Raw genomic sequence first — 20,226 nt, forward strand, 5'->3', positions numbered from 1 at the left:
ATTAATATAAGTTTTTCACTGTTACATTTTGTTACGCTTTGGCGCTACAAGTAAGACCACAGGAGTATTGTAAAGCTATTGTATAGTTCGTAAGGTTTATGTACACGAAAAGGAGCTTTCATGTCACACCAAGCGTTCGTTTTAACAAAAAGTAGTTTCGCGGAAAATACTAAAAAGGATGGGGCTTACGAACGATTCCTTAGTATTTTGCCTTCGTGTGGATTTAACGTTACGACTGGCGCCATCCACCCGCCTAGAAGCGTGCTCAACAACACTTATACCTTCTTCATTGATGCACAGTATTGTGACCCTGCTGCTATGTTCAGCTTGCCGGTTGTTAACGATCACCCTGAATTGAACAAGGTGATTTTCAACGTGCCAGAAAGTAACATCGACTTTCATTACGCGGCACTTCAACACGGTATCAATGGGGTGTTTCATATCGAAGATAGTTTAGAGTTGTTAGTTAGAGGTGTTCAGCAGGTTCAGGCAGGAAACAAATGGTTTAGTCGCGAAATTATGAGCCGTTATATTGATGCCAATCTAGTACCAAAAACTAAGCCCGTTGCTGCGCTTCAATCGTCAACTACTGTCTTAACCAAACGAGAATTGGCCATTACACGAAAAATTGCCGACGGCGCACAGAACCAAGAAATTGCAGATTGCTTGCATATCAGTGTGAATACGGTGAAAACACACGTATACAGCATATTCAGGAAAACAGAATGCAGAAATAGGGTTGAACTCATCAAATGGTTCGACCATCAGTTTAGCCAGCCCCAGCAGGTAAGCTACTAAACTGACGAGCAATGTAAGTTAAAACACTGTATGGCGCTTACGCTTTGGCGCGCCATACTCCTTTCTCCATTCCTTGTAATACTAATTCACTCACCGCTTTCTCTATGCTTTGCTTAACGCATTCAAACATGGGTTCGTTGGTGGTGTACCCGGTTTCAGCTTCAAGCAAACGCTTTAGCGAAACGTACCTAAACAATCCCGCTCTCACCTCTTGGCTCAGTACTTTTTTAGATGTTGAAACCGATACCAGTACTTGACCCGTTCTCACGTCAACGGCGCGCATATAGATAGAAATTTGATCTTCTCTAAACAACTCACTCGCGCCGACACCAAAATATTCGACGCCAGCCCCACCAGTACGAATATTGGTGTCGTAGCTAATTATGCCGCCTTCTATAATAATTCTAGCAGTCGTGAGTGGCGGTAAATCGCCCCCGTTTTTTTCGTCAGCCCGGATGATTTTTCTTTCAGTAAGAATATTTTGTAGCCCTTCGCGCTCAACAGGCAAAAACCACGATGTTTCACTTAGGGTTTGTACAAGGATAGACGTAGCCCCCTGAGTCACTGCAGTTGAAAAAGAGTTCGCTCCCGTACTCGGTTTATATTGCCCAGTTTGATCCCTAAACGCGTATACGGAAACCGGTATTTGCCCCATGGGTGCTGGTAAACTTTTTACTTCAGAGAGGGTAGCACTATCTTTAATAATATCCGCAGCCGTAGTATCAGGCGGGAGTGTATTTGTGATGGACTGGCAACCAGTTAATGCCAAAGCCAATAATAAATAAACGGTACTTCTCATGTGTGTCCCTACCCAAACCGTGGAATTTCTACAATGGTGACTTCACCTGTCAACAAGTTAGTAATGTTTACGATAATACTATCAGCGTTACTTGTTATAAGCTCAACTTGGAAGTCACCGCTAACAAAAATACTATCTTGGTTAAAAATACTGTCTATCGGATTGCCATCTTCGTCGTATTCTTGCTCGCCAAAAGCGATATCTGTAATTTCACGAACGATGCGATTTATATAGGCACGCTCTAGTGACTCTTGAAGACGCTCATCATAGGAGCGCTCGCTTAGAGAAGCACTATGCGCATTTTGTGAATTTGCTTTACTTAATAAAAATGAACCGTTAAGTGGGTTGCCACCAAAAGACGGGTTTATTGGCTCATAAACTAATTCAGTTGCCTGCGTTATTGCAGGCGCTACTACCGTCGCCACTGCAAGCGCTGCAATTACAATTTTTTTCTTCATTACCATTCGTCCCCTGCTAAATCTGGGCTTCTACTGTCTATACTCGCATTTGCTACTGCGTCTAATACCAACATGATTGCTTGCTGCACTTTCTCATCTATCGGAACTTGCCTACGCCCCATATAAGTTTGGTAAACCACTTTGTTGTCGTAGATTACTGATAGCAAGGTACCTGCTTGAGGCACTATGATCTCTTTGACTACCAGGTTTTTACCTGAGCTGTCGGGAACCTCCCGCCAATATTGACTAATTCGCGAAGCAAATTCGTGCCCTTGGCGGCTTATACTGTTATCGAGCAGTAACCCGCCTAAGCGAATTTCTTCCGCGTGAATCGGAGAAAAGAGCACACCTAAAACTAATGTGAGAAAGGAGAATCGATACAGGTACTTCATTTTATTGAACTGAGCCGGGCACTCGCCCGGCTATTCACTTTGTACGTTAGTACATTTACATCTGAACAACGGTAGCTACGTTGTAGTCACCAACCTGCGTAACACTTACCGTGCCGCCATTGCCAGTGATGCTACCTGTAACTAAGTTGTCGTTACCCATTTGCGTAACTTCAAAGGTATTCATATCGCCTGAAATAACAAACTGCCCACCCGTTTCATCCGTTACCCAGTTTCCAACACCTTCTTGCATAACACTAACTATATTTTCGTCACCGTTAACCAGCAGGTCTAGTAAGTTAAGCTCACCTGTTTGGGAAACCATAATTTCGTTGTAGCTTGAAGTAACAGTGCTAGCTAACTCAACTGATGCCGTATTTTCAATGCCCTCTTGCGACATTTCGATGATATTGCCATCTGCATAGTAAGTTGCATCACCAATACCAGCTTGCGCTAACGCCAAGTTAGCATCACCATCCTGTTCAATCTCAACCGTATTAAACAGGCCATCAAAGTTTACTGTGCTGATTTCGTTGCCATCACCTACCTGGGTTAAGTCGAACTCGTTTAATAAGCCAATCACGCCAGCGTAAGCCGTATTTCCTTCGCCCACTTGGTTAATTTCGAACGTATTAGATGCTCCGCCGATAGTTTCAACGGTAGCAAGGTTTACATCGCCAATTTGGTCAACATTGACTTCGTTACCCGAACCTTCAAACACGCCAGTGGCAATTTCATTGCCATCGCCGTCTTGTTCGAACTCAAGCACATTAGCATCGCCAATCATGGTCCAACCGATAACGTTCTGGTCGCCATCTTGGTCAATTTCAACTTCATTGTCAGACCCGATTACGGTTAAATCTGAAATGTTGTAGTAACCATCTTGAATAACGTCAATTACGTTAGCATCGCCGCTTAGTTCGCGAACATAGGATTCGTGCCAGTCACCGCTTTGATCAACAAAGATTGTGTTGTCGTTACCAGAAATCGCGTTATTAGCCCAGTTTCCGCCATCGCCTTGATATACTGATAGCGTATTGCCGCTACCCACTATGCTATTTATTGAGCGGTTGAAGATAAAGCCAATGGGGCCGCCGTCACCTAATTGAACAAGTGAAACCGTGTTGTCGTCACCCTCAACTACGAAATCAGCCGTGCTGCTTAAGCTATCTTGCTCTGATTCCAAGAAATTGCCGTTACCAGTAACGCTTGCAAAAAAGGTGTTACCCGATTGCATTTGCGATGCAAGCACTTCGTTAGCGTCACCAGTTACCTCTACAACGATAGCGTTAAGGTCGCCTTCTTGGCTTAATACTGATTCATTACCTACTTCGTTTCCCTCTGGCGCCGTTTGAGTTAGCGTAATTTCATTGCCTTCTGCCGCTGCTACAAAATCTGCTGTGGCGTTAAAGTCGACAGTTTTAGCTGCAGGAACTTCCTGAGCTGACGCCCATCCTGATGCTGCTACTAAAAGCAATGCACTAGCTATTTTTGTTTTTTTCATTTTCACATTTGTCTCCCTATGGCAATCACATCATTCTTGATATTGTGTGATGTTAATTACCATTTCGTTCCCTATCTGATAAACAGTGAAAGACTGCTCACCTAATTGATTAACATTGGCAACATTGTCGAACCCGTCTTGAATAATTTCGAAATAGTTGTTTTTATTTTGCTGCAGCAAATTCACAACGTTGCCTTCACCAAGTTGAGTGATGATAGCTTCGTTATTACTGCCGTTTTGAACAACGTTCGATAGGTTGGCGCCGTTGCCGCTTTGGATAATGTTAGTTATGTTATTCAGCCCAAACTGACTGACAGCAATGAAGACCGTTTCATCGTCTATCGTAATAGCTTGAGCATTCAGACTCATTGAAAGAGAAGATTCCACCATGTCGGAGCTTGTTGATAAATCAGACTGTTGGGCATAGACAGGAGAGTTGACGGTTAGAAGACCACACACCGCTGAAGCTAAAAGCGCAGTAGCTTTTAATGCTCTTACGTTTTTGGCGCATTGGTATTTTTTAACCTTTAATTTCTTGTCCATTAGAACGACTGCTTCCTTGATTAACAACAAAGGTGACCCTTCTATAAAACGCCTTAAAAGCGAGAGAATCCATCACCATTAAGTTGTATTTATTACAATCGAAATAACATCAGTATGCGCTTCATTAGCGTTCTTGCGGTTAAAGCTAATACCTTAGTGCTAGTTTTATTTAAAAATCACACCAAAAAAACTTATTGGTAAGACCTCTTGATGAAAATAGGAGATAGCGTCTCGATTTGAGTGCGCTGTCTAATAATTAAGTACCACTTCACTTTTTATTCATGGCCATGAACTAGTGGTTAAGTTGTATTTTTGTACTATTTTTTGCGTTAAGGGTGGCAGGTTTTAAAATTTGCGTTATAAGTTTTAACCGTTAGTTATATCAGACCGAATGAGAAGGTTTCGTGATTAAAGCATTATTGCTAATTATGGAATCTAACTATGAAAACAAAGCCTTTTAAAACAGGCCTTTCAGCACTGTCATTAGCCCTACTTCCGCTAATGGCTTCTAGCCACGCACATGCTGCGAAAGCCGAAATTTTCGATGACAGCGTTATTGTTGTATACAAAGAAAATGTGAGCAAAGCGGAAAAAATGCGCGCTCGTTCATCAGTGGGCGCAAGAATCAGTGACGCTAATCGTGATGAAGTTGATGACCGCTTTGCCAACCTTCTAAATGGCCGCATTGCCAAACTTCAACTTCGTGGAAAATCGGTTAAAGACGCCATTGAAACGTTAAAGAAAAACCCGGCGGTTAAAATTGCCGAGCCAAACTTTTTATATCGCAAAGCATTAATTCCCAACGACCCGTCTTACGGTGATTTGTGGGGCTTGGATAATACCGGGCAAGCAGGCGGCACTGCAGATGTAGATATCGATGCACCAGAAGCATGGGATATTACAACAGGTGATAGCGATGTAGTGATAGGTGTTATCGATACCGGCGTTGACTACAACCATGAAGACCTTGCAGATAATGCATGGGTAAACCCAGGTGAAATCGCCGGCAACGGTATTGATGACGACGGCAACGGCTACATTGATGACGTTTACGGAATTGATACAGCAAACGGTGATACCGACCCTATGGACGATGATTCTCATGGTACGCACGTAGCTGGGACTATTGGCGCTGTGGGCGGAAACGGTATAGGTGTAGTTGGCGTAAACCACGATGTGTCTATCGCTGCCTGTAAATTCCTCGGTGCAGATGGAACGGGGTCAACCGCTGGCGCTATCGAATGTATTGATTACTTCACCGACCTGAAAGAAAACCGTGGCGTCAACGTAAAAGCTACGAACAACAGCTGGGGCGGTGGCGGCTACAGTGAAGCGCTAGAGACAGCTATTGAAGTGGCAGGCCAAGCTGGAATTTTGTTTGTTGCTGCAGCAGGTAACTCTGGTTCAGACAATGACAACGTCGACAACTATCCGTCTAACTATGTCACTACAACAAACAGTTTATTGGCAGTTGCAAGCCACACTCGAACTGACGGCGATAGCGGCTATTCATACGGTCTGGAAACGGTGGATATTGCAGCGCCAGGTACAGCTATTTTATCTACTATACCGGGCGACGGCTACGCCGCATACTCTGGTACATCAATGGCTACGCCACATGTTGCGGGTGCAGCGGCCCTTGTATGGTCATTAAACCCAGAACTGACGCCGTCAGAAATGAAAGAGCTGTTAATGACTACTGGTGAAACCAGTCTTTGGGCAGACGGGCGCACTGTTTCAGGCAACCGTCTTAATGTGCTAAATGCGTTAGAAGAAGCCGATCCAACCCCTGGCTTTAAACTAGGCATCACACCAGGCTCAGCGGAAATTGAGGCGGGTGAAGCTTATACCTTCACTATTGAAGTAGGCTCTATCGCGGGCTACGAAGAAGAAGTACAACTTTCTCTTGCCGAAGAAAGTGACATTGCTTATTTAAGTGCTAACACGGCAATGCCTGGCGACACCGTTACGCTAACAGTAGAAACCTCTGATGATACCCCTTGGGGCGCTTATAGCTTTACTGTTAATGGTGTAAGTGGCGAAATTGAAAAGTCTAAATCCGCCAACCTTTACGTTTACCCGCAAGGGCTAAACGAATTCCCTTACGCATATTCAGGCGATGCTGTACCTACGTTACCGAATGAAGAAGATCCAGATGATGTAGGCGTTGACCTAGTGATAAACGTACCGGATGACTTAACGGTGTTTGGTATGCAAGCCTCGGTAGATATTACGCATACATATAGCGGTGACTTAGTGCTATCACTCACTTCTCCACAAGGAACAACTACCGTTCTGCGCCAAAACCAAGGTGGTGGTACAGATGATATCGTTGAAAGCTACAACACTGATGCCTTTAACGGCGAAGTGGCTACCGGCGATTGGACCTTAAACGTGCTTGATACCTTTAACGGAGATAACGGTACCGTTAACACATGGAGCCTAGTAGTTACCGGTATTGGTGAAGTAGGACCAACACCGCCAAACTCTGCATTTACTTATGACGCTTCAGGTCTATCAGTGAGCTTTACTAACAATAGTAATGACGTTAATGACGACATTGTTAGCTACAGCTGGGACTTCGGTGATGGTGCGACTTCAACAGAAGAGAACCCAACTCATGTGTACGTAAGCACAGGCGCCTATGATGTAACCCTTACGGTTACCGACTCTGAAGGCCAAACTGGCGTTTCAACAGAGACAGTGTCGGTTTCAGACAGTAATATTGTTGCAGAAATTGACCGCGCTATGCTTTCTCGCTTCGGCTCACTACGTGTAGATTTATCTTACAGCGGCTCAATGGCTGATACTGTAATGATTTATCGCAATGGTGAACTACTTGAAGAAGTAAGCAATACTGGTCGTTATCGCGATAGAAGCCGTGGCGTTCAGCCTGGCGAATATACCTATATGGTGTGTGATGAAACGTCTGCTTGTTCAGCGCCGGTGACGGTAAACCTTTAATACCGCGTTTGGTATTGCTATTACACGCAAAGTGATTATTAGCACTTAAACTGCTAAACACTAAAGCTTAAGTAACTGCCGGCCATGGATAGGCCGGCTTTTTTCATGCGAAAAATAGAATACACCGTCAATCTAAGCCATCGGCTTATTCCCTATAAGCCAAATACAACGTAAACTTTATGCATTAAGATAATAATTTGATTTTTCCATGCACATACTCCTCATTGATGACCATGAGATTGTAAGGGACGGCATTAAAACTCTTATCGAGCAAGAGTATGGCTGGCACGTTGCTTACGCTGTAAGTTCATTGAGCGCACTCCCCGCCTTCGCATCTCTAGATGACATAGATGTAGCAGTTTTGGATATTTCCTTAGCTCAAGAAAATGGTTTTGATACCCTTATCAAAATTAAGAAAGAGGCGCCATTTGTAAAATGCTTGATGCTAAGCATGTACGATCACGTGGGTTATATTACTAAAGCGCTTGAGCTTGGCGCCGATGGCTACGTTACAAAAAGTGCCGCTACAAAAGAGTTAATGGATGCACTTGAATCACTAGAAAAAGATGAAAATTATCTAAGTTCAGATATCAGTAAAAAATTAGCGTTTGGCGATAAGCATCTGACTTCCATTCTTACAGAAAGAGAAAAGGAAGTTTTTTTACTACTAGCTAAAGGTTTCCAACCCAAACAAATTGCCTATCACATAGACACAGCGCCAAAGACAGTAATGGTTCACAGAACTAATATTTACAAAAAGCTGAATGTTACGTCTCAATTTGGCTTGCTTCGCATAGCATTAGAAACCGGATACTTAGATGTATCTGACGTCATCTATGACGACACCTTAGTCAAAGCAAATTAATGAATATCAGGCGGTATATCAACACTACCTATTTGATGATGGGTTTGATATATACCGGTCTATTTCATAGCGTATGGCTATTTAGCACCCAATTTGAAATTATATCAGGGACTGTGAGTTGGTATTTACCCGCTGGCGTTCGCTTGGCCGCATTTTTGTTATTACCGTTAGCAAGCTGGCCCTTATTGCTTTTTTCAGAAAAGTTAATCCACTTCATTTTATTTCATCCAGGGGGCGTTCTTGATAACACCGCCTTTTTAAGCGGAAGTGTTGGCTGGTATTTAGTGCACTTATTCATATCACCCGCGGTAGTTTGCGGATGTGTTTATGTCTTTAGACGCCGTTTTGCAGCACCTTATTTCGATAATGTCCGCAGTACCCTTGCCACCTTGGCATTCGGCATGCTGATAAGCGTAGCGCTAGGGGCAGTGTTTCTAGGCAGACGGGCTATTGAATTACAAACTGACGTAGCGGCTTTTCTTTCTATTTTGTTCGATTTCTCTCTTGGTGACTTTGTAGGAATTATCGTCCTTTGCCCCCTTCTATTTGCGCTATACACTCGCCAGTATATTAATAAAAACGAATCAACACTGTTTATAACCGTAGGAACATGGTTACTTACTTTAGTTTTCAGTAGTTATCTTTACTCTCAAAATATTAATATCAGCTATCAAATTAAATACCTTGCGGTATTTCCAGCCCTTTTCTTATCGTATCGCTATGCTGTGTTCGGTAGTGCGCTATCTTGTTTGTTTATTGGTATTACAGCGTTTGTGGTAGCCAGTCAGAGCGCTTTACCTCCCATTGAACATCAATTTTATATTTTAGCGCTATGCGTAAGCTGTCTCATCCTAGGGTCTTCTATTAACCAGTCGAGTAAGTTGAATAAAAAACTGGCCCGAAACAACGAAGACCTTGAAATTGCAGTGCAAAATGCACAAGCCCTCGCAGCCAAGCTAGTGGCAGTACAAGAAGATGAAAGAAAGCGTTTATCTCGCGATCTGCACGACGATTTTGGCCACCGCATCGTCGATTTAAAACTTCAGTTATCATTGGTTGACACAACCAAAGACCACGACATATTAATCGGCAAAATAGATGCTTTGTACCAGGCAATGAAAAAGAGCCTAGGCGGTTTACGCCCCTCTGGCATCGACACTCTTCCCATCGAGAGCGTGATCGAACGCTCCGACATCACAACTACGCTTAAGCGCGCAAAAATAGATTTTTCATTCAATCTTAGCGGTACGCCTATTGCTTTTAAGCCCGAGCAGAAAATACATATCTATCGCATAGTTCAGGAAGCGGTAACTAATAGCATCAAGTACGCTGATGCGAAGACACTTTCTATTGATATTTCCTATGAGTCGCAAAGTGCTACCTTCACTGTAGCAGATGATGGTGCGGGTATACCCGAAACCATTGAGGATTCAGTTAACGCTCAGCCCACACTAGGCCTGCTTTCGATGAAAGAGCGCGCTAAGTTGATAGATGGCACCCTCAATATAAACCGCGATTACCCAATGGGAACCGTGGTACGCCTTTCTATTCCTATAAACAAAATCCAATAACATTTTCTACAAACTCAATTTAAACATAAAATTGGACTTACCAATAACCATGATAACACTTGCATTATTGTCATTTTATTCGTTCTTGTTGACACTCTAACCACCCCCTTTCAAATTACAACCAAAAACAATAAAATTCAAACATTTATAGATAAGCAAAGTTTAACACCGCTATACATTTGAAGATAAATTTATAAAACCATGACAAAAAACACACAAAACAGGTAGACCAATTAATTTTATTAACCTAAGATTGGTTATACACAATGTAATACAACACAAAGAGTTATTGTTATGACGAAGAAAGTAGCACTGGTAACTGGAGCAACAGGCGGCATCGGATTTGAAGTTGCTAAAAGACTTGGCCAAGACGGTTTCATTGTTGTTTTAAATGGCATTGAAGACGATAAGGGCGCAGAGCGTGTAAAAGAGCTCAGCGACTTAGGTATTGAAGCAGAATACTATGGCTTTGACGTTACAAGCGATGAAGCCGTTGATAAAAACGTAAAAGCGATTGGCGATAAATACGGCAAGATCGACGCCGTCATTAATAACGCCGGCGGCCTTGGCGGACGCAGCCCAATGGAAGAGATGACAACAGAGTTTTATCGCTTTGTTATGGCGCTGAACCTTGATAGTGCGTTCTTCGTTTCTCGTGCAGCTATTCCTTATCTAAAGAAATCTGACAGCGGCTCTATCGTAAATTACACATCTAATGCTGGTTGGAACGCTGGTGGCCCTGGTGCGGGTATCTATGGTGTTTCAAAAGGTGCGGTACATACTTTGACCCGTGCACTTGCTAAAGAACTTGCACCAGCTGGTATTCGTGTAAATGCTGTTTCTCCTGGCACCATTGATACGCCTTTCCATGCGCAAATTAAAGCGACTAAGCCAGAAGTATTTGCTTCTTGGAAAGATAACATCATGCTTGGTCGCCTAGGACAGCCTGAAGAGGTCGCGTCTGTAGTGTCTTTCTTGGTAAGTGAAGATGCGTCATTTATTACTGCCGAAACCGTTCAAATTGGTGGCGGTCAGGCACTAGGGATTTAATCGTCACGATGTTTCCTGATAAACCACTTACAGAAGACAACCTGAAAACGCTTTCGAATACCCTGGTTAACGCACGCAAGCAAGCCACTGTATTAGAAACTTTTCCAGGTGATGTTCCGACAACTTTGGACGCGGCCTACCGCGTTCAAGACATGTCGCTTGAACAGTGGAACGACGAGATCACCGGCTGGAAAGTAGGCATGGTGATCCCCGAACTTCGCGATCAGATGGGCGCAGAGCGCTTAATGGGCCCAATTTTTAAAAAGGTTACCCATTTCATTGGTCGTTCCCACGCAGACGATGAATTCGTTGAGCTAGAAGTCTACGCAGGCGGTATGGTTGCTGTTGAAGCCGAACTGGTATTTGAACTGGGAGAAGATATTACGCCCGGTTCAATTGATACCAAGGGACCATTGAAACACCTAATCAAAGCTGTATATGCAGGCGTAGAAATAGCGAGTAGCCCTGTTATTGATTTAAATAGCTATGGCCCCACTGCCATCATCAGTGACTTTGGTGTAAACCAAGGTATGGTAATTGGCGCCCCTATCGCGTCGTGGGATACGGTGATTGAAAACATGCAGACATCTGTGTTCATTGATAAAGATCACATCAATACTGCACCATCAAACAACGTATTACGTGGGCCTATGGCGGCTGTAGCTTATTTAATTGACCAAGCTGCAGCGCGGAATATTACTCTTCCAAAAGGCTGTATGATCTGCTCAGGCGCTATTACTGGCGTACATGACACTGTGGCTGGTGCCACATCTACAGTCAGTTTCGAGGGTGTTGGGAATATCAACATGAAGCTGATCCCTGTATCAGCTTGAACCGACCTGCTAAAGCGGTAGTTTACTACGGTCAATTACCGCTTTTCTCTTTACTTTTTATGCTACATTGATGTTGATTTAACTACTATTTTGATCATTGTATGCAAAACACTTTCTTTGAACGTCAAGCCCAGTTGATTAAGCGCAGCTTAACCATAGCTACTTTTATAGCCGCTTTCTCTATCTTAAATGGCTGTGTCAGCACCCAAAATGAAAACCCTTATACTTATTCCCCTTCTTCCTCACCTTATCAAGACGTGGTTAACGCGCAGCAACGAGCTGTGGAGGAAAGCAAGTTGCTTCTGGTTGTCCTGGGAGCACAGTGGTGCCACGACAGTACAGGCTTAGCTGAGCGCTTCGCAACAAAAGAAATGGATCTTATTCTACGCGCCCATTATGAAACTGTATTTGTTGACGTAGGAACGCTTGAAGACAGAAGAAATATTACCGAGCGATTCAACTATCCGATTTACTACGCAACGCCAACTGTGATGGTAGTTGAGCCTAAAACCAGTGCTTTGCTGAACAGAACGACGATGGATATTTGGGGGCGGGCCGATAGCATCCCCTTATCAGAGTACATAACGTACTTTTCCCGTTTTCCTGCTATGACAGATGCGCAGAAAGCCCCATTCATTAATTGGAAAGCTACGGGTGAAGAAGCTGCCTATAACAAAGAACAGGCAATTAGGCTTCAAAGCGCGTATGACAAGCTTGGGCCGCTGCTTACACAAGATTTACAAGGTGATACTCCAGAAGGGCTTAACCAGCTATGGAAAGAAACCAAAGGCTTTCGTACTGAGCTACAACAAACACTCATTAAACGTGCTGAGCTCACGCTAGACGCTGCGAATAGCAACGGAGTAAACACCACGCCAGCGCTGCGCCATTACAACCCGTTTTCATGGGAGCATAACTAAAGCATTAGTTTTTAGTTTCTAAGGAACATCAAAAAAGGGCCTTTTATACAAAAGGCCCTTTATCAATTAACCATAGCTTTATTGATAAAATATAACTATTTACGCTTTTGCGCTGTTGGAAGTCCTATTACTAGTCGAACTGTTGGACGGGCTGTTTCTGCGCTTAGCAGGTCGTCTAGCAGCATTACCTTCGCTTCCTGAGTGTCTTTGACCTGCAGGTTTACCGCCGCCACTGTTACGAGTATTTGGCTTGCCCCCGTGAGAGCTACCATTTCCACTACGGTTGCCCTGTCGTTGTCCCGCTTTCTTATTACCGCCAGTTGACTTCCCCGCACCGCTCTCACCTTGTGATGCTTTAGGTTTTTTCGGTTTTTTGGGCTTTTTCGGCTTAGAAAGCGTGGTAACAGGTACTTCTTGCTGAGGCTCAAAACCTTCAAGGGTTTTGCGAGGGAGCAGCTTTTGAATGAGTGTTTCGATATCTTTTAGGTTCTGTAACTCTTCGGCAGAAGCAAACGACCAAGCTTGTCCACTCGCTCCTGCGCGCCCAGTACGACCGATTCTGTGAACGTAGTCAGCCGCTGTGTTCGGCAAATCCAGGTTAACCACTATCGGCAGTTCGCTGATATCTATACCGCGTGCAGCGATATCGGTAGCCACCAGAACTTTAATCTCGCCACTTTTAAAATCAGCAAGGGCTTTAGTTCTTGCCCCCTGACTTTTGTTTCCGTGAATGGCTGCACTTGGAATTTTCGAGCGAGTCAGCTTTTCCGCAATTCGGTTAGCGCCATGCTTGGTACGGCTGAAAACCAATACTTGCTGCCACTTTTGCTGTTTAATCAAACAAATCAGCGCAGTCGTCTTTTTAGACTTATCAATGGTCACCAAGTGCTGCTCGACAGCGTCCACCGTTGTATTGGCAGGGGCGGTAGAAATACTTACAGGATCACGAGTTATCGTTTTCGCCAGCGCTGTAATTTCATCAGAAAATGTGGCTGAGAAAAGTAGGCTCTGACGCTCCTGTGGCAATAGCTTCAATACCTTTTTGATGTCGTGAATAAAGCCCATATCAAGCATTCTATCGGCTTCATCTAATACCAATACCTCAAGCTGTGAAAACTTCACGGCGTTTTGCTGATACAAATCGAGTAATCGTCCAGGGGTCGCAATTAGTACGTCCACGCCCTTACGAAGCTTCATCATTTGAGGGTTTATGCCCACACCACCGAATACCACAGCGGTCTTTAATGGTAAAAACTCACTAAATGCTCGAATGCTTTCTTCCACCTGAGCAGCAAGCTCGCGAGTTGGTGTTAAGATAAGCGCGCGAACATTATTGCCAGATACTGGCTTGCCAGACATCAGTCTTTGTAAAATAGGAAGTCCAAATCCCGCGGTTTTCCCTGTTCCCGTTTGCGCAGCCGCCAGCACATCCTTTCCTTGCAATACTTCTGGTATTGCCTTTTCCTGGATCGGTGATGGCGTACTAAACCCTCGTTTTTCAATAGCTTTTAACAAGGGTTCAGCGAGCCCTAATTGGGTAAATGACATTAATAAACTCCTGTCATAGGTATTTATAAAAAGTTGCATACCGCAAAGGTATAAGCGTTAGTGCTTTATTGCTAACCGTGGGGGGTTATAGATTACTGGGAAAACCTAAAGAGACACGCCATTGCCAACTTGGCTTATTGGTGTTTGACATCAAGAAAAGAACGTAGGTGTTTACTCTTACAAATTGCGTGCGGAGTCTACCACTAAACACCTTAGGCCACCAGCGCATTTTTTGTTCAAAAGACATCTAAATAAAGCATAGCTCTACCCCTTCATACAATTTCAATCTAATTACTAATTAAGAAATGACGAAAACCGTCTATACTAGATTTGTGAATAGGTGACGGTCCTTTCCTACATTTTATTCAAAGTCGTTACTGCGATCCCATTCAACTTAAAAGAGCATTTTTTGAAAAGTCTTAGGTCAGAGATATCCTTCAATACACTTGCATCTATCGCTATAGTCAGTGCCCTTATTATCGGCCTGTCTATTTATGTTTATGAAAAGCTTTATATTGAATTTGTCTCAGAAGAGGTCGACGCATTAAGCGTAAACATGGCTGTCGATCTCATTGACTATATAGAAGAGCCATCCGGCAGTTTCAATCAAACGGAAATTCTGCTTCGCTTAGATGAATATGAATATGCTGAAGCAGCTTATATTTTCAGTAATAGCGGTACGCTGTTGAATCATTATGTGGGTCCTGCAGGTTTTGAAGGGAGGCTCACTAAACCGCAAGAACAAACGTCCTCGCAGCTCAGAGGGACCAACATTGATCGTAATATCGCGACGCTACCCATTGGCTTACATCGCACTTCTAGCAAAGTAATAGTAGTAAAAACAGTGGGCGAAGACGTTTTTCCGTTGGGAAAACTTGCCCTGGTCTTCAATCTTGAAGAAGCATTAAAAGTAAGTCGGCAACGATACATTATTTTGGTCACGCCTTCCGTGGTACTTCTCATTATCATCTCGTTATTTGTATCATCACGAGCGCAGCGCAGAGCAATGCGTCCGCTAAACACCCTAATTAAAACAATGGACAGTGTCGTGGATGACAACGCTTACGATGTCAAGGTTGAGGAAGTAGACAAAGAGGAAATGCTTGCTTTGTCTCGAGCCTTTAACAATATGATGGAGAATATAAAAAACCAGTCTGAAGCGAACCGGCAAAAAAACGAAATGCTAGAGAAGCAACAATCTCAGATGGAGCGGCTTGCTAATTTCGACACCTTAACAGGGCTGCCTAATCGACAATGCTTAATGAAGCTTTTATCAAATGAACTCGCTATAGCGCAGAAGAATGCTCACGAACTGGGTTTGTTGTTTATCGATTTAGACGGTTTTAAGACTATCAACGATTCGTTTGGGCACGACACGGGAGATAAGTTTCTCCTTCATATCAGTTTGTTGATGGACAGTACACTTGAGGATAACTGCACACTGGGGCGTTTAGGCGGTGACGAGTTTATTGTTATTGTACCCGAGCTTACATCCCCTAGTTTTTTAGAAGAAACAGCGCTAAAACTCGTAGAAGCAGTATCTCAACCTCATATCATTAACCGGCTGAGGCTAGACTCAAGTGCTAGCATAGGTCTTGCACTTGCAAGTGACTGTGAATACTCACTAACCAACCTCATAACTAACGCTGATGTTGCCATGTATAAAGCTAAGGACGATGGCAAATCTAGATTTGTATGGTTTACCGATGAAATGCTGGCGCATACGCAGCGCAAAATACTCATATCTACTCGCATTACTGAAGCTCTTGAAAACGATGCGTTTTACCTAACTTATCAGGCTAAAGTAGACTCAGATAAGAACATAACTGGGTTTGAGACTCTGCTTCGCTGGCAAGACGAAGTGTTAGGTCCAGTTTCGCCTGCTGAGTTTATTCCTATTGCAGAGCAGACTGATAAAATATCACAAATAAGCCTATGGGTATTAAAACAACTTCGCTACGAATTTCCAGTACTCCTTGAAGCCTTTGGCAGCCACTTAGTTATATCGGTGAACTTGAGCCCCCACGATTTAAATAACCACAATGTCACGCAATTTTTACTGCATGAATTAGATAATGGTAGACTCCCCGCTTCAAACTTAGAAATTGAAGTTACGGAATCTGCATATATAAACAATTTCAATGCGGCGAACCCGTTTTTTGCATCGCTGAAGCAATTAGGCTGTAGACTTGCCCTTGATGATTTCGGTACAGGCTACTCTTCTCTGAGTTATTTAACGCAGTTTGATATAGACACACTAAAAATAGACCGAAGTTTTGTAAACAAAATAGGTGAATCTAAGCAATCAGAAATGATTACCAAGACTATTATTGATATGGCTAAAAGCCTGAACTTTTCGGTGTGTGCAGAGGGTGTTGAAACGCAAGAGCAAGCCAACTTTCTAATACGCCAAGGGTGTAACACGCTTCAAGGTTATCTTTACAGTAAACCAATTCCACTGATGGCATTGGTTAATAGTACTACAAAGCAATCACAAAGCTCTTAAGATTAATGATTGCTTAAAGACTTCGATAAACCACCTTTACGTTTTCAGGTAGTACTGTTCCAGAGGGAACATAACCTATCGCACCTTCAGTATTTGTTACGTGTTCAAGCAAGGCGTTTGAATTATTGAACTCGATTGGCCGTTTTTGACGTCCACTAAAGCGCATCTGTGCCCAATAGGATTGAATTCGTGATTCGGGCAAAGCAATTATCTTGGTATTGAAAATTGCTCGCGCTCTATTGCCAGGGCTCATAGCTACGGGTATTAATGCATCGTCGGAAGATGTTCCACTGCTCATGAAAAGGTTGCGCACTTCCGCTTTTGTTAGTGCGAAATTTTGACCAGGAAGGTTTGCAACGACCCAAATGCCATCTTGGGCAACGGCTATACGAGAACAAAGTAAGAGAAAGAAAATGAGCAAGTATTTTTGCATTAAAATACCCACTCTACTGCCACTTGATACAGGGCCGCATTTCTATCGAAACTACTCTCTTTTATGTCGTAAAACGATGTTTTACCTTCTTTACCATCAAGAATCGACAGCTCAGCTTTAAGTGCAATATTGGTTTTCACATCCCACCTACCGCCAAGAGTCCAAGTATCAAGATCATCCGTCGGAAAAAAGCTATTTAGCTGCTCGACTGCGAAATAAAGCTGATCGAGTTCAGGCGACACACCTACAGGTATTACATTGTCGATGGTATTGAGTGATTGTCTGGATGAAGCATAAGTTAAGTGTAAAAGAACCTCTTCAAAATAGTAGCCATATGAAACATAAAAACTTTCTAAATTCGCAAGTACATCAATATCAGACGAGACCTTCATCCACTCACCGCTTACATACCAACTAAGCGTGTCATAGCTGGCGCCCAGTAAAAAAGAGCCCGCGCGATCGTTGATATCAAACTGTTCAGCTATGGAGTCAAATCCAGCAGCTCTAAGTCCCTGAACAAGAGGCGCAATTTCATCGATAGTTGTTTCAACTTTAGGCGCATTAACACTGGCTGCTCTTAGCTGCAAGCCACCATAGTTGACTTCAATAACGCCGCCGAATAAGTTTTTCACTTCAACATCTACGTTGATACCGCTTGAAGCTAGCGCATCTTCATACTTTCCGTAGTAAGCCTCAAAATCAACTACAACATCGCCAAAAGACCTTCTCAACCTAGCATTACCACCTTCATACTGAGAGAACAAATAACTACTGTAGAGTTGCTGCGGTGCATTAATCCATGGATAGGCAAACCCAACATCAATAACATCAGAATACTTTAAAAAAGGCGTGCGCAACCGGCCAACATTAATTTGAAAACTTTCACTAGGTGCATAGGTTAAATACAGCCACTCTATACCTGACTCTCTATCGTCGTCGGTATGCAAGAGAAGTTGAGCGGACGCTGAGAACGATGATGAGTAGGAATAGTCAGCCTGCAAAGCAACAAGAGATTTTTCAGAAAAGCTGATGCTGTCGTCATACCCTTCATAGGTAGCTTTTTTTGTATCTAGTTGACCTGCAACCGCCCTTGCAAAACCTGAAAACTCAAGTTCATTAGCACGGCTTTCGGCGACAGACAAAAGTAGGGCGGCTGCAATGGTGAAAGGCAGCACTATCAATTTGATCATAGTCACGTTTTCATTCTGATTGTATAAAGCTAGCGCCACTGCGTTGTATGCGCGAACTATTTCACTAATGATAGCTCGGTTAAGCTATAACACCAATTAATACGCTGAAAAATCAAAAAGCTGGCGAATGTGCCAGCTTTTTAAGGAATGAAAATTAGGAAGGTGTCGCGTTCGCTACACTTGCGAACATGCCTCTGTGATGAGGTCCCACTGTTTATCTGCTACCCATTGAGGTTTCGCAACCCAAGTACCGCCTGCTGCAAACACATTACCTAGCGACAGATAGTCGTTGAAATTCTCTGGCGAAACGCCTCCCGTTGGACAGAACTTTGTATCTTTAAATAAACCACCTACCGCTTTCAGGAAAGACGCACCACCTGACAAAGATGCTGGAAACAGCTTCATTTCTCTGAACCCGTGTTCCCGTGCTAACACGATATCTGATACGTTCGATACACCAGGCAGTACAGGTAAACCTGAGTCTACTAGCATAGTCAGCAGGCGCTCGGTTACCGCAGGCGTCACGATAAAATCCGCTCCAGCATTGATAGCGGCATCTAAAGATGCTTTATCGATTACGGTACCAGCGCTAACTATCATATCTGGCAGCGCCTCTTTAATAGCTGTAATGCATTTCGCTGAATTTTGTGAACGCAATACAACTTCAACTGTGTTAAGGCCCGCAGCTGACATTGCTTTCGCAATGGCCACACCGTCTTCTACATTATCGGCTTGAATGATTGGGAGCAGGGTTTGGCCGCCCATAATGTCTGATATTTTTTTCATGGTTTGTCTCTTGTAATACGAGGGGCGGATGCCCTTATAAGTTCGATATAGTGTTTTATTTGGTATTTGAATACTTCGCTTTAACTTACTTAAGCGATAGATGTCACTAGGTCTGCATAGGCCTTTTTATCTACAATGGCGCCAGGGTGCTGAATCACAAAACCTGCACACTTAGCGGCTTTGTTTACGCAGGCCTCAGGACTCTCGCCCGTAAGGTACGCCCCTAGAAAAACACCGTTAAAGGCATCACCAGCAGAGGTAGTGTCAACAACATTAGTAACGGGGGTTAGCCCTACTTCTGAAACCTCTCCGCTTTCATCCACTAGCGTTATAGCGCTTGCGCCATTTTTAATAACGAGCTGCTTAAATGAGAAAGGCGCTAAAAAGTTTATGATCTCTTCTACCGTTTCAAACCCATACAAGAAGTTGAAGTCTTCTAATCCAGGTAACGCAACATCTGCAATTTCAAACGCTTTTTCATACAATGCAGTGGCATCATCCCTACCCTTCCACAGGGCTGGCCGATGATTCATATCAAAAACAATTTTGGTTCCACTTTCTTTAAGCGTTGCAAGTAAACGCCAAAACTTTGGTAAGTCTTCAGTATTTAAAATAGCGAGTGAAATGCCCGAAAACAGCACTAAGTCTAACGCTGTCATCGACGCTTTATCGTCATCAGTAATTAAAGACATCAAGCACTTCGCAGCAGAATCATTTCTCCAGTAAGTAAAAGAGCGCTCGCCTTCTGCATCGGTATAAATTTTATAAAGCCCAATATGCTTTTCTGGATGGGAAAACATGAAGCGTGTATTAATCGACTCGCTTTGCGCAAAGTCGAGCATCTCTTTTGAAAGCGCGTCACTGCCTACTGCACTGACAAAGTAGCTATCTAATTGAGGAAACGTGCGCTTTAGATAAACGGCAGAATTGAAGGTATCGCCAGCAAACCCTTCTTCTAATACACCGTTTACTTTTTTAAGCTCGGCCATGCACTCACCAATAAAACCAACTCTCATATCATCCACCCTACGAACTCGTAGTCTTTAATTGTTACTGTAATTACTTTCGT

18 protein-coding genes are annotated in these 20,226 nt (G+C 43.4%); 8 read left to right on the forward strand and 10 right to left on the reverse strand.

Features of this window, described 5'->3' with window-relative positions:
• Positions 1-120 precede the first annotated feature (120 nt).
• Positions 121-798 carry a helix-turn-helix transcriptional regulator gene (locus ACYX4W_RS19635; RefSeq protein WP_476074286.1) on the forward strand — a complete coding sequence of 226 codons (678 nt, stop codon included), beginning with the start codon at positions 121-123 and terminating at the stop codon, positions 796-798.
• 37 nt (positions 799-835) lie between these two features.
• On the opposite strand, the gene ACYX4W_RS19640 is transcribed toward ACYX4W_RS19635, so the two are convergent.
• The 5 genes from ACYX4W_RS19640 to ACYX4W_RS19660 form a co-directional block, all read right to left on the reverse strand.
• A complete protein-coding gene (locus ACYX4W_RS19640; RefSeq protein ID WP_476074287.1) occupies positions 836-1,597 on the reverse strand; it encodes a CsgG/HfaB family protein in 762 nt (253 codons plus the stop codon).
• An 8-nt stretch (positions 1,598-1,605) separates the two neighbouring features.
• The gene (locus tag ACYX4W_RS19645) at positions 1,606-2,061 is read right to left on the reverse strand and encodes a curli assembly protein CsgF (RefSeq protein WP_476074288.1); all 456 of its coding nucleotides are present in this window, start codon (positions 2,059-2,061) and stop codon (positions 1,606-1,608) included.
• The gene (locus ACYX4W_RS19650; RefSeq protein WP_474804935.1) at positions 2,055-2,402 is read right to left on the reverse strand and encodes a CsgE family curli-type amyloid fiber assembly protein; all 348 of its coding nucleotides are present in this window, start codon (positions 2,400-2,402) and stop codon (positions 2,055-2,057) included. Before ACYX4W_RS19650 ends, ACYX4W_RS19645 begins: the two co-directional genes overlap by 7 nt.
• Before the next feature lie 100 nt (positions 2,403-2,502).
• The gene (locus tag ACYX4W_RS19655) at positions 2,503-3,948 is read right to left on the reverse strand and encodes an autotransporter outer membrane beta-barrel domain-containing protein (RefSeq protein ID WP_476074289.1); all 1,446 of its coding nucleotides are present in this window, start codon (positions 3,946-3,948) and stop codon (positions 2,503-2,505) included.
• 30 nt (positions 3,949-3,978) lie between these two features.
• Positions 3,979-4,491, reverse strand: coding sequence for a curlin subunit CsgB (locus ACYX4W_RS19660; RefSeq protein WP_476074290.1), 513 nt, complete (start codon positions 4,489-4,491; stop codon positions 3,979-3,981).
• A gap of 441 nt (positions 4,492-4,932) precedes the next feature.
• Here ACYX4W_RS19660 and ACYX4W_RS19665 point away from each other — a divergent pair, with 441 nt between their 5' ends.
• The 6 genes from ACYX4W_RS19665 to ACYX4W_RS19690 all read left to right on the forward strand — a co-directional run bounded on the left by ACYX4W_RS19665 (position 4,933) and on the right by ACYX4W_RS19690 (position 12,694).
• Entirely contained in the window at positions 4,933-7,455 is a 2,523-nt protein-coding gene (locus ACYX4W_RS19665) for a S8 family serine peptidase (protein ID WP_476074291.1), read from the forward strand.
• Between the two features lie 208 nt (positions 7,456-7,663).
• Entirely contained in the window at positions 7,664-8,320 is a 657-nt protein-coding gene (locus tag ACYX4W_RS19670) for a response regulator (RefSeq protein ID WP_476074292.1), read from the forward strand.
• Positions 8,320-9,891 carry a sensor histidine kinase gene (locus ACYX4W_RS19675; RefSeq protein WP_476074293.1) on the forward strand — a complete coding sequence of 524 codons (1,572 nt, stop codon included), beginning with the start codon at positions 8,320-8,322 and terminating at the stop codon, positions 9,889-9,891. The genes ACYX4W_RS19670 and ACYX4W_RS19675 overlap by 1 nt, the downstream gene beginning before the upstream one ends.
• Before the next feature lie 294 nt (positions 9,892-10,185).
• Positions 10,186-10,941, forward strand: coding sequence for an SDR family NAD(P)-dependent oxidoreductase (locus ACYX4W_RS19680; protein WP_474804923.1), 756 nt, complete (start codon positions 10,186-10,188; stop codon positions 10,939-10,941).
• 8 nt (positions 10,942-10,949) lie between these two features.
• Positions 10,950-11,774: a 2-keto-4-pentenoate hydratase gene (locus ACYX4W_RS19685; protein WP_476074294.1), complete on the forward strand. Its 825-nt coding sequence runs from the start codon at positions 10,950-10,952 to the stop codon at positions 11,772-11,774.
• Between the two features lie 101 nt (positions 11,775-11,875).
• Entirely contained in the window at positions 11,876-12,694 is an 819-nt protein-coding gene (locus ACYX4W_RS19690) for a thioredoxin family protein (RefSeq protein ID WP_474854539.1), read from the forward strand.
• Between the two features lie 99 nt (positions 12,695-12,793).
• Here ACYX4W_RS19690 and ACYX4W_RS19695 read toward each other — a convergent pair whose 3' ends face one another.
• Positions 12,794-14,242, reverse strand: a complete 1,449-nt coding sequence (locus tag ACYX4W_RS19695) for a DEAD/DEAH box helicase (protein WP_474854538.1) — start codon at positions 14,240-14,242, stop codon at positions 12,794-12,796.
• A 409-nt stretch (positions 14,243-14,651) separates the two neighbouring features.
• On the opposite strand from ACYX4W_RS19695, the gene ACYX4W_RS19700 reads away from it, so the two are divergent.
• Positions 14,652-16,748: an EAL domain-containing protein gene (locus tag ACYX4W_RS19700; protein ID WP_476074295.1), complete on the forward strand. Its 2,097-nt coding sequence runs from the start codon at positions 14,652-14,654 to the stop codon at positions 16,746-16,748.
• Between the two features lie 13 nt (positions 16,749-16,761).
• Here the strand turns inward: ACYX4W_RS19700 and ACYX4W_RS19705 are convergent, their stop codons facing one another.
• From ACYX4W_RS19705 to ACYX4W_RS19720, 4 genes are all read right to left on the reverse strand, one after another.
• A complete protein-coding gene (locus ACYX4W_RS19705) occupies positions 16,762-17,181 on the reverse strand; it encodes a hypothetical protein (protein ID WP_476055813.1) in 420 nt (139 codons plus the stop codon).
• Positions 17,181-18,371, reverse strand: a complete 1,191-nt coding sequence (locus ACYX4W_RS19710; protein WP_476074296.1) for a hypothetical protein — start codon at positions 18,369-18,371, stop codon at positions 17,181-17,183. The genes ACYX4W_RS19705 and ACYX4W_RS19710 overlap by 1 nt, the downstream gene beginning before the upstream one ends.
• A gap of 174 nt (positions 18,372-18,545) precedes the next feature.
• Positions 18,546-19,157, reverse strand: coding sequence for a bifunctional 4-hydroxy-2-oxoglutarate aldolase/2-dehydro-3-deoxy-phosphogluconate aldolase (gene eda / locus ACYX4W_RS19715; protein ID WP_476074297.1), 612 nt, complete (start codon positions 19,155-19,157; stop codon positions 18,546-18,548).
• Between the two features lie 89 nt (positions 19,158-19,246).
• On the reverse strand, positions 19,247-20,173 hold the full coding sequence (locus ACYX4W_RS19720; RefSeq protein WP_476074298.1) for a sugar kinase: 927 nt from the start codon (positions 20,171-20,173) through the stop codon (positions 19,247-19,249).
• Positions 20,174-20,226 lie beyond the last annotated feature (53 nt).

The sequence above is a fragment of the Alteromonas sp. ABH4_454 genome, from assembly GCF_056311775.1.

What these genes read in the sequence shown, in the direction of transcription:
- ACYX4W_RS19635 (WP_476074286.1), top strand. Translation starts at nt 121, where the DNA reads ATGTCACACCAAGCGTTCGTTTTAACAAAAAGTAGTTTCGCGGAAAAT.
- ACYX4W_RS19640 (WP_476074287.1), bottom strand. Translation starts at nt 1,597, where the DNA reads ATGAGAAGTACCGTTTATTTATTATTGGCTTTGGCATTAACTGGTTGC.
- ACYX4W_RS19645 (WP_476074288.1), bottom strand. Translation starts at nt 2,061, where the DNA reads ATGGTAATGAAGAAAAAAATTGTAATTGCAGCGCTTGCAGTGGCGACG.
- ACYX4W_RS19655 (WP_476074289.1), bottom strand. Translation starts at nt 3,948, where the DNA reads ATGAAAAAAACAAAAATAGCTAGTGCATTGCTTTTAGTAGCAGCATCA.
- ACYX4W_RS19660 (WP_476074290.1), bottom strand. Translation starts at nt 4,491, where the DNA reads ATGGACAAGAAATTAAAGGTTAAAAAATACCAATGCGCCAAAAACGTA.
- ACYX4W_RS19665 (WP_476074291.1), top strand. Translation starts at nt 4,933, where the DNA reads ATGAAAACAAAGCCTTTTAAAACAGGCCTTTCAGCACTGTCATTAGCC.
- ACYX4W_RS19670 (WP_476074292.1), top strand. Translation starts at nt 7,664, where the DNA reads ATGCACATACTCCTCATTGATGACCATGAGATTGTAAGGGACGGCATT.
- ACYX4W_RS19675 (WP_476074293.1), top strand. Translation starts at nt 8,320, where the DNA reads ATGAATATCAGGCGGTATATCAACACTACCTATTTGATGATGGGTTTG.
- ACYX4W_RS19680 (WP_474804923.1), top strand. Translation starts at nt 10,186, where the DNA reads ATGACGAAGAAAGTAGCACTGGTAACTGGAGCAACAGGCGGCATCGGA.
- ACYX4W_RS19685 (WP_476074294.1), top strand. Translation starts at nt 10,950, where the DNA reads ATGTTTCCTGATAAACCACTTACAGAAGACAACCTGAAAACGCTTTCG.
- ACYX4W_RS19690 (WP_474854539.1), top strand. Translation starts at nt 11,876, where the DNA reads ATGCAAAACACTTTCTTTGAACGTCAAGCCCAGTTGATTAAGCGCAGC.
- ACYX4W_RS19695 (WP_474854538.1), bottom strand. Translation starts at nt 14,242, where the DNA reads ATGTCATTTACCCAATTAGGGCTCGCTGAACCCTTGTTAAAAGCTATT.
- ACYX4W_RS19705 (WP_476055813.1), bottom strand. Translation starts at nt 17,181, where the DNA reads ATGCAAAAATACTTGCTCATTTTCTTTCTCTTACTTTGTTCTCGTATA.
- ACYX4W_RS19710 (WP_476074296.1), bottom strand. Translation starts at nt 18,371, where the DNA reads ATGATCAAATTGATAGTGCTGCCTTTCACCATTGCAGCCGCCCTACTT.
- eda (WP_476074297.1), bottom strand. Translation starts at nt 19,157, where the DNA reads ATGAAAAAAATATCAGACATTATGGGCGGCCAAACCCTGCTCCCAATC.
- ACYX4W_RS19720 (WP_476074298.1), bottom strand. Translation starts at nt 20,173, where the DNA reads ATGAGAGTTGGTTTTATTGGTGAGTGCATGGCCGAGCTTAAAAAAGTA.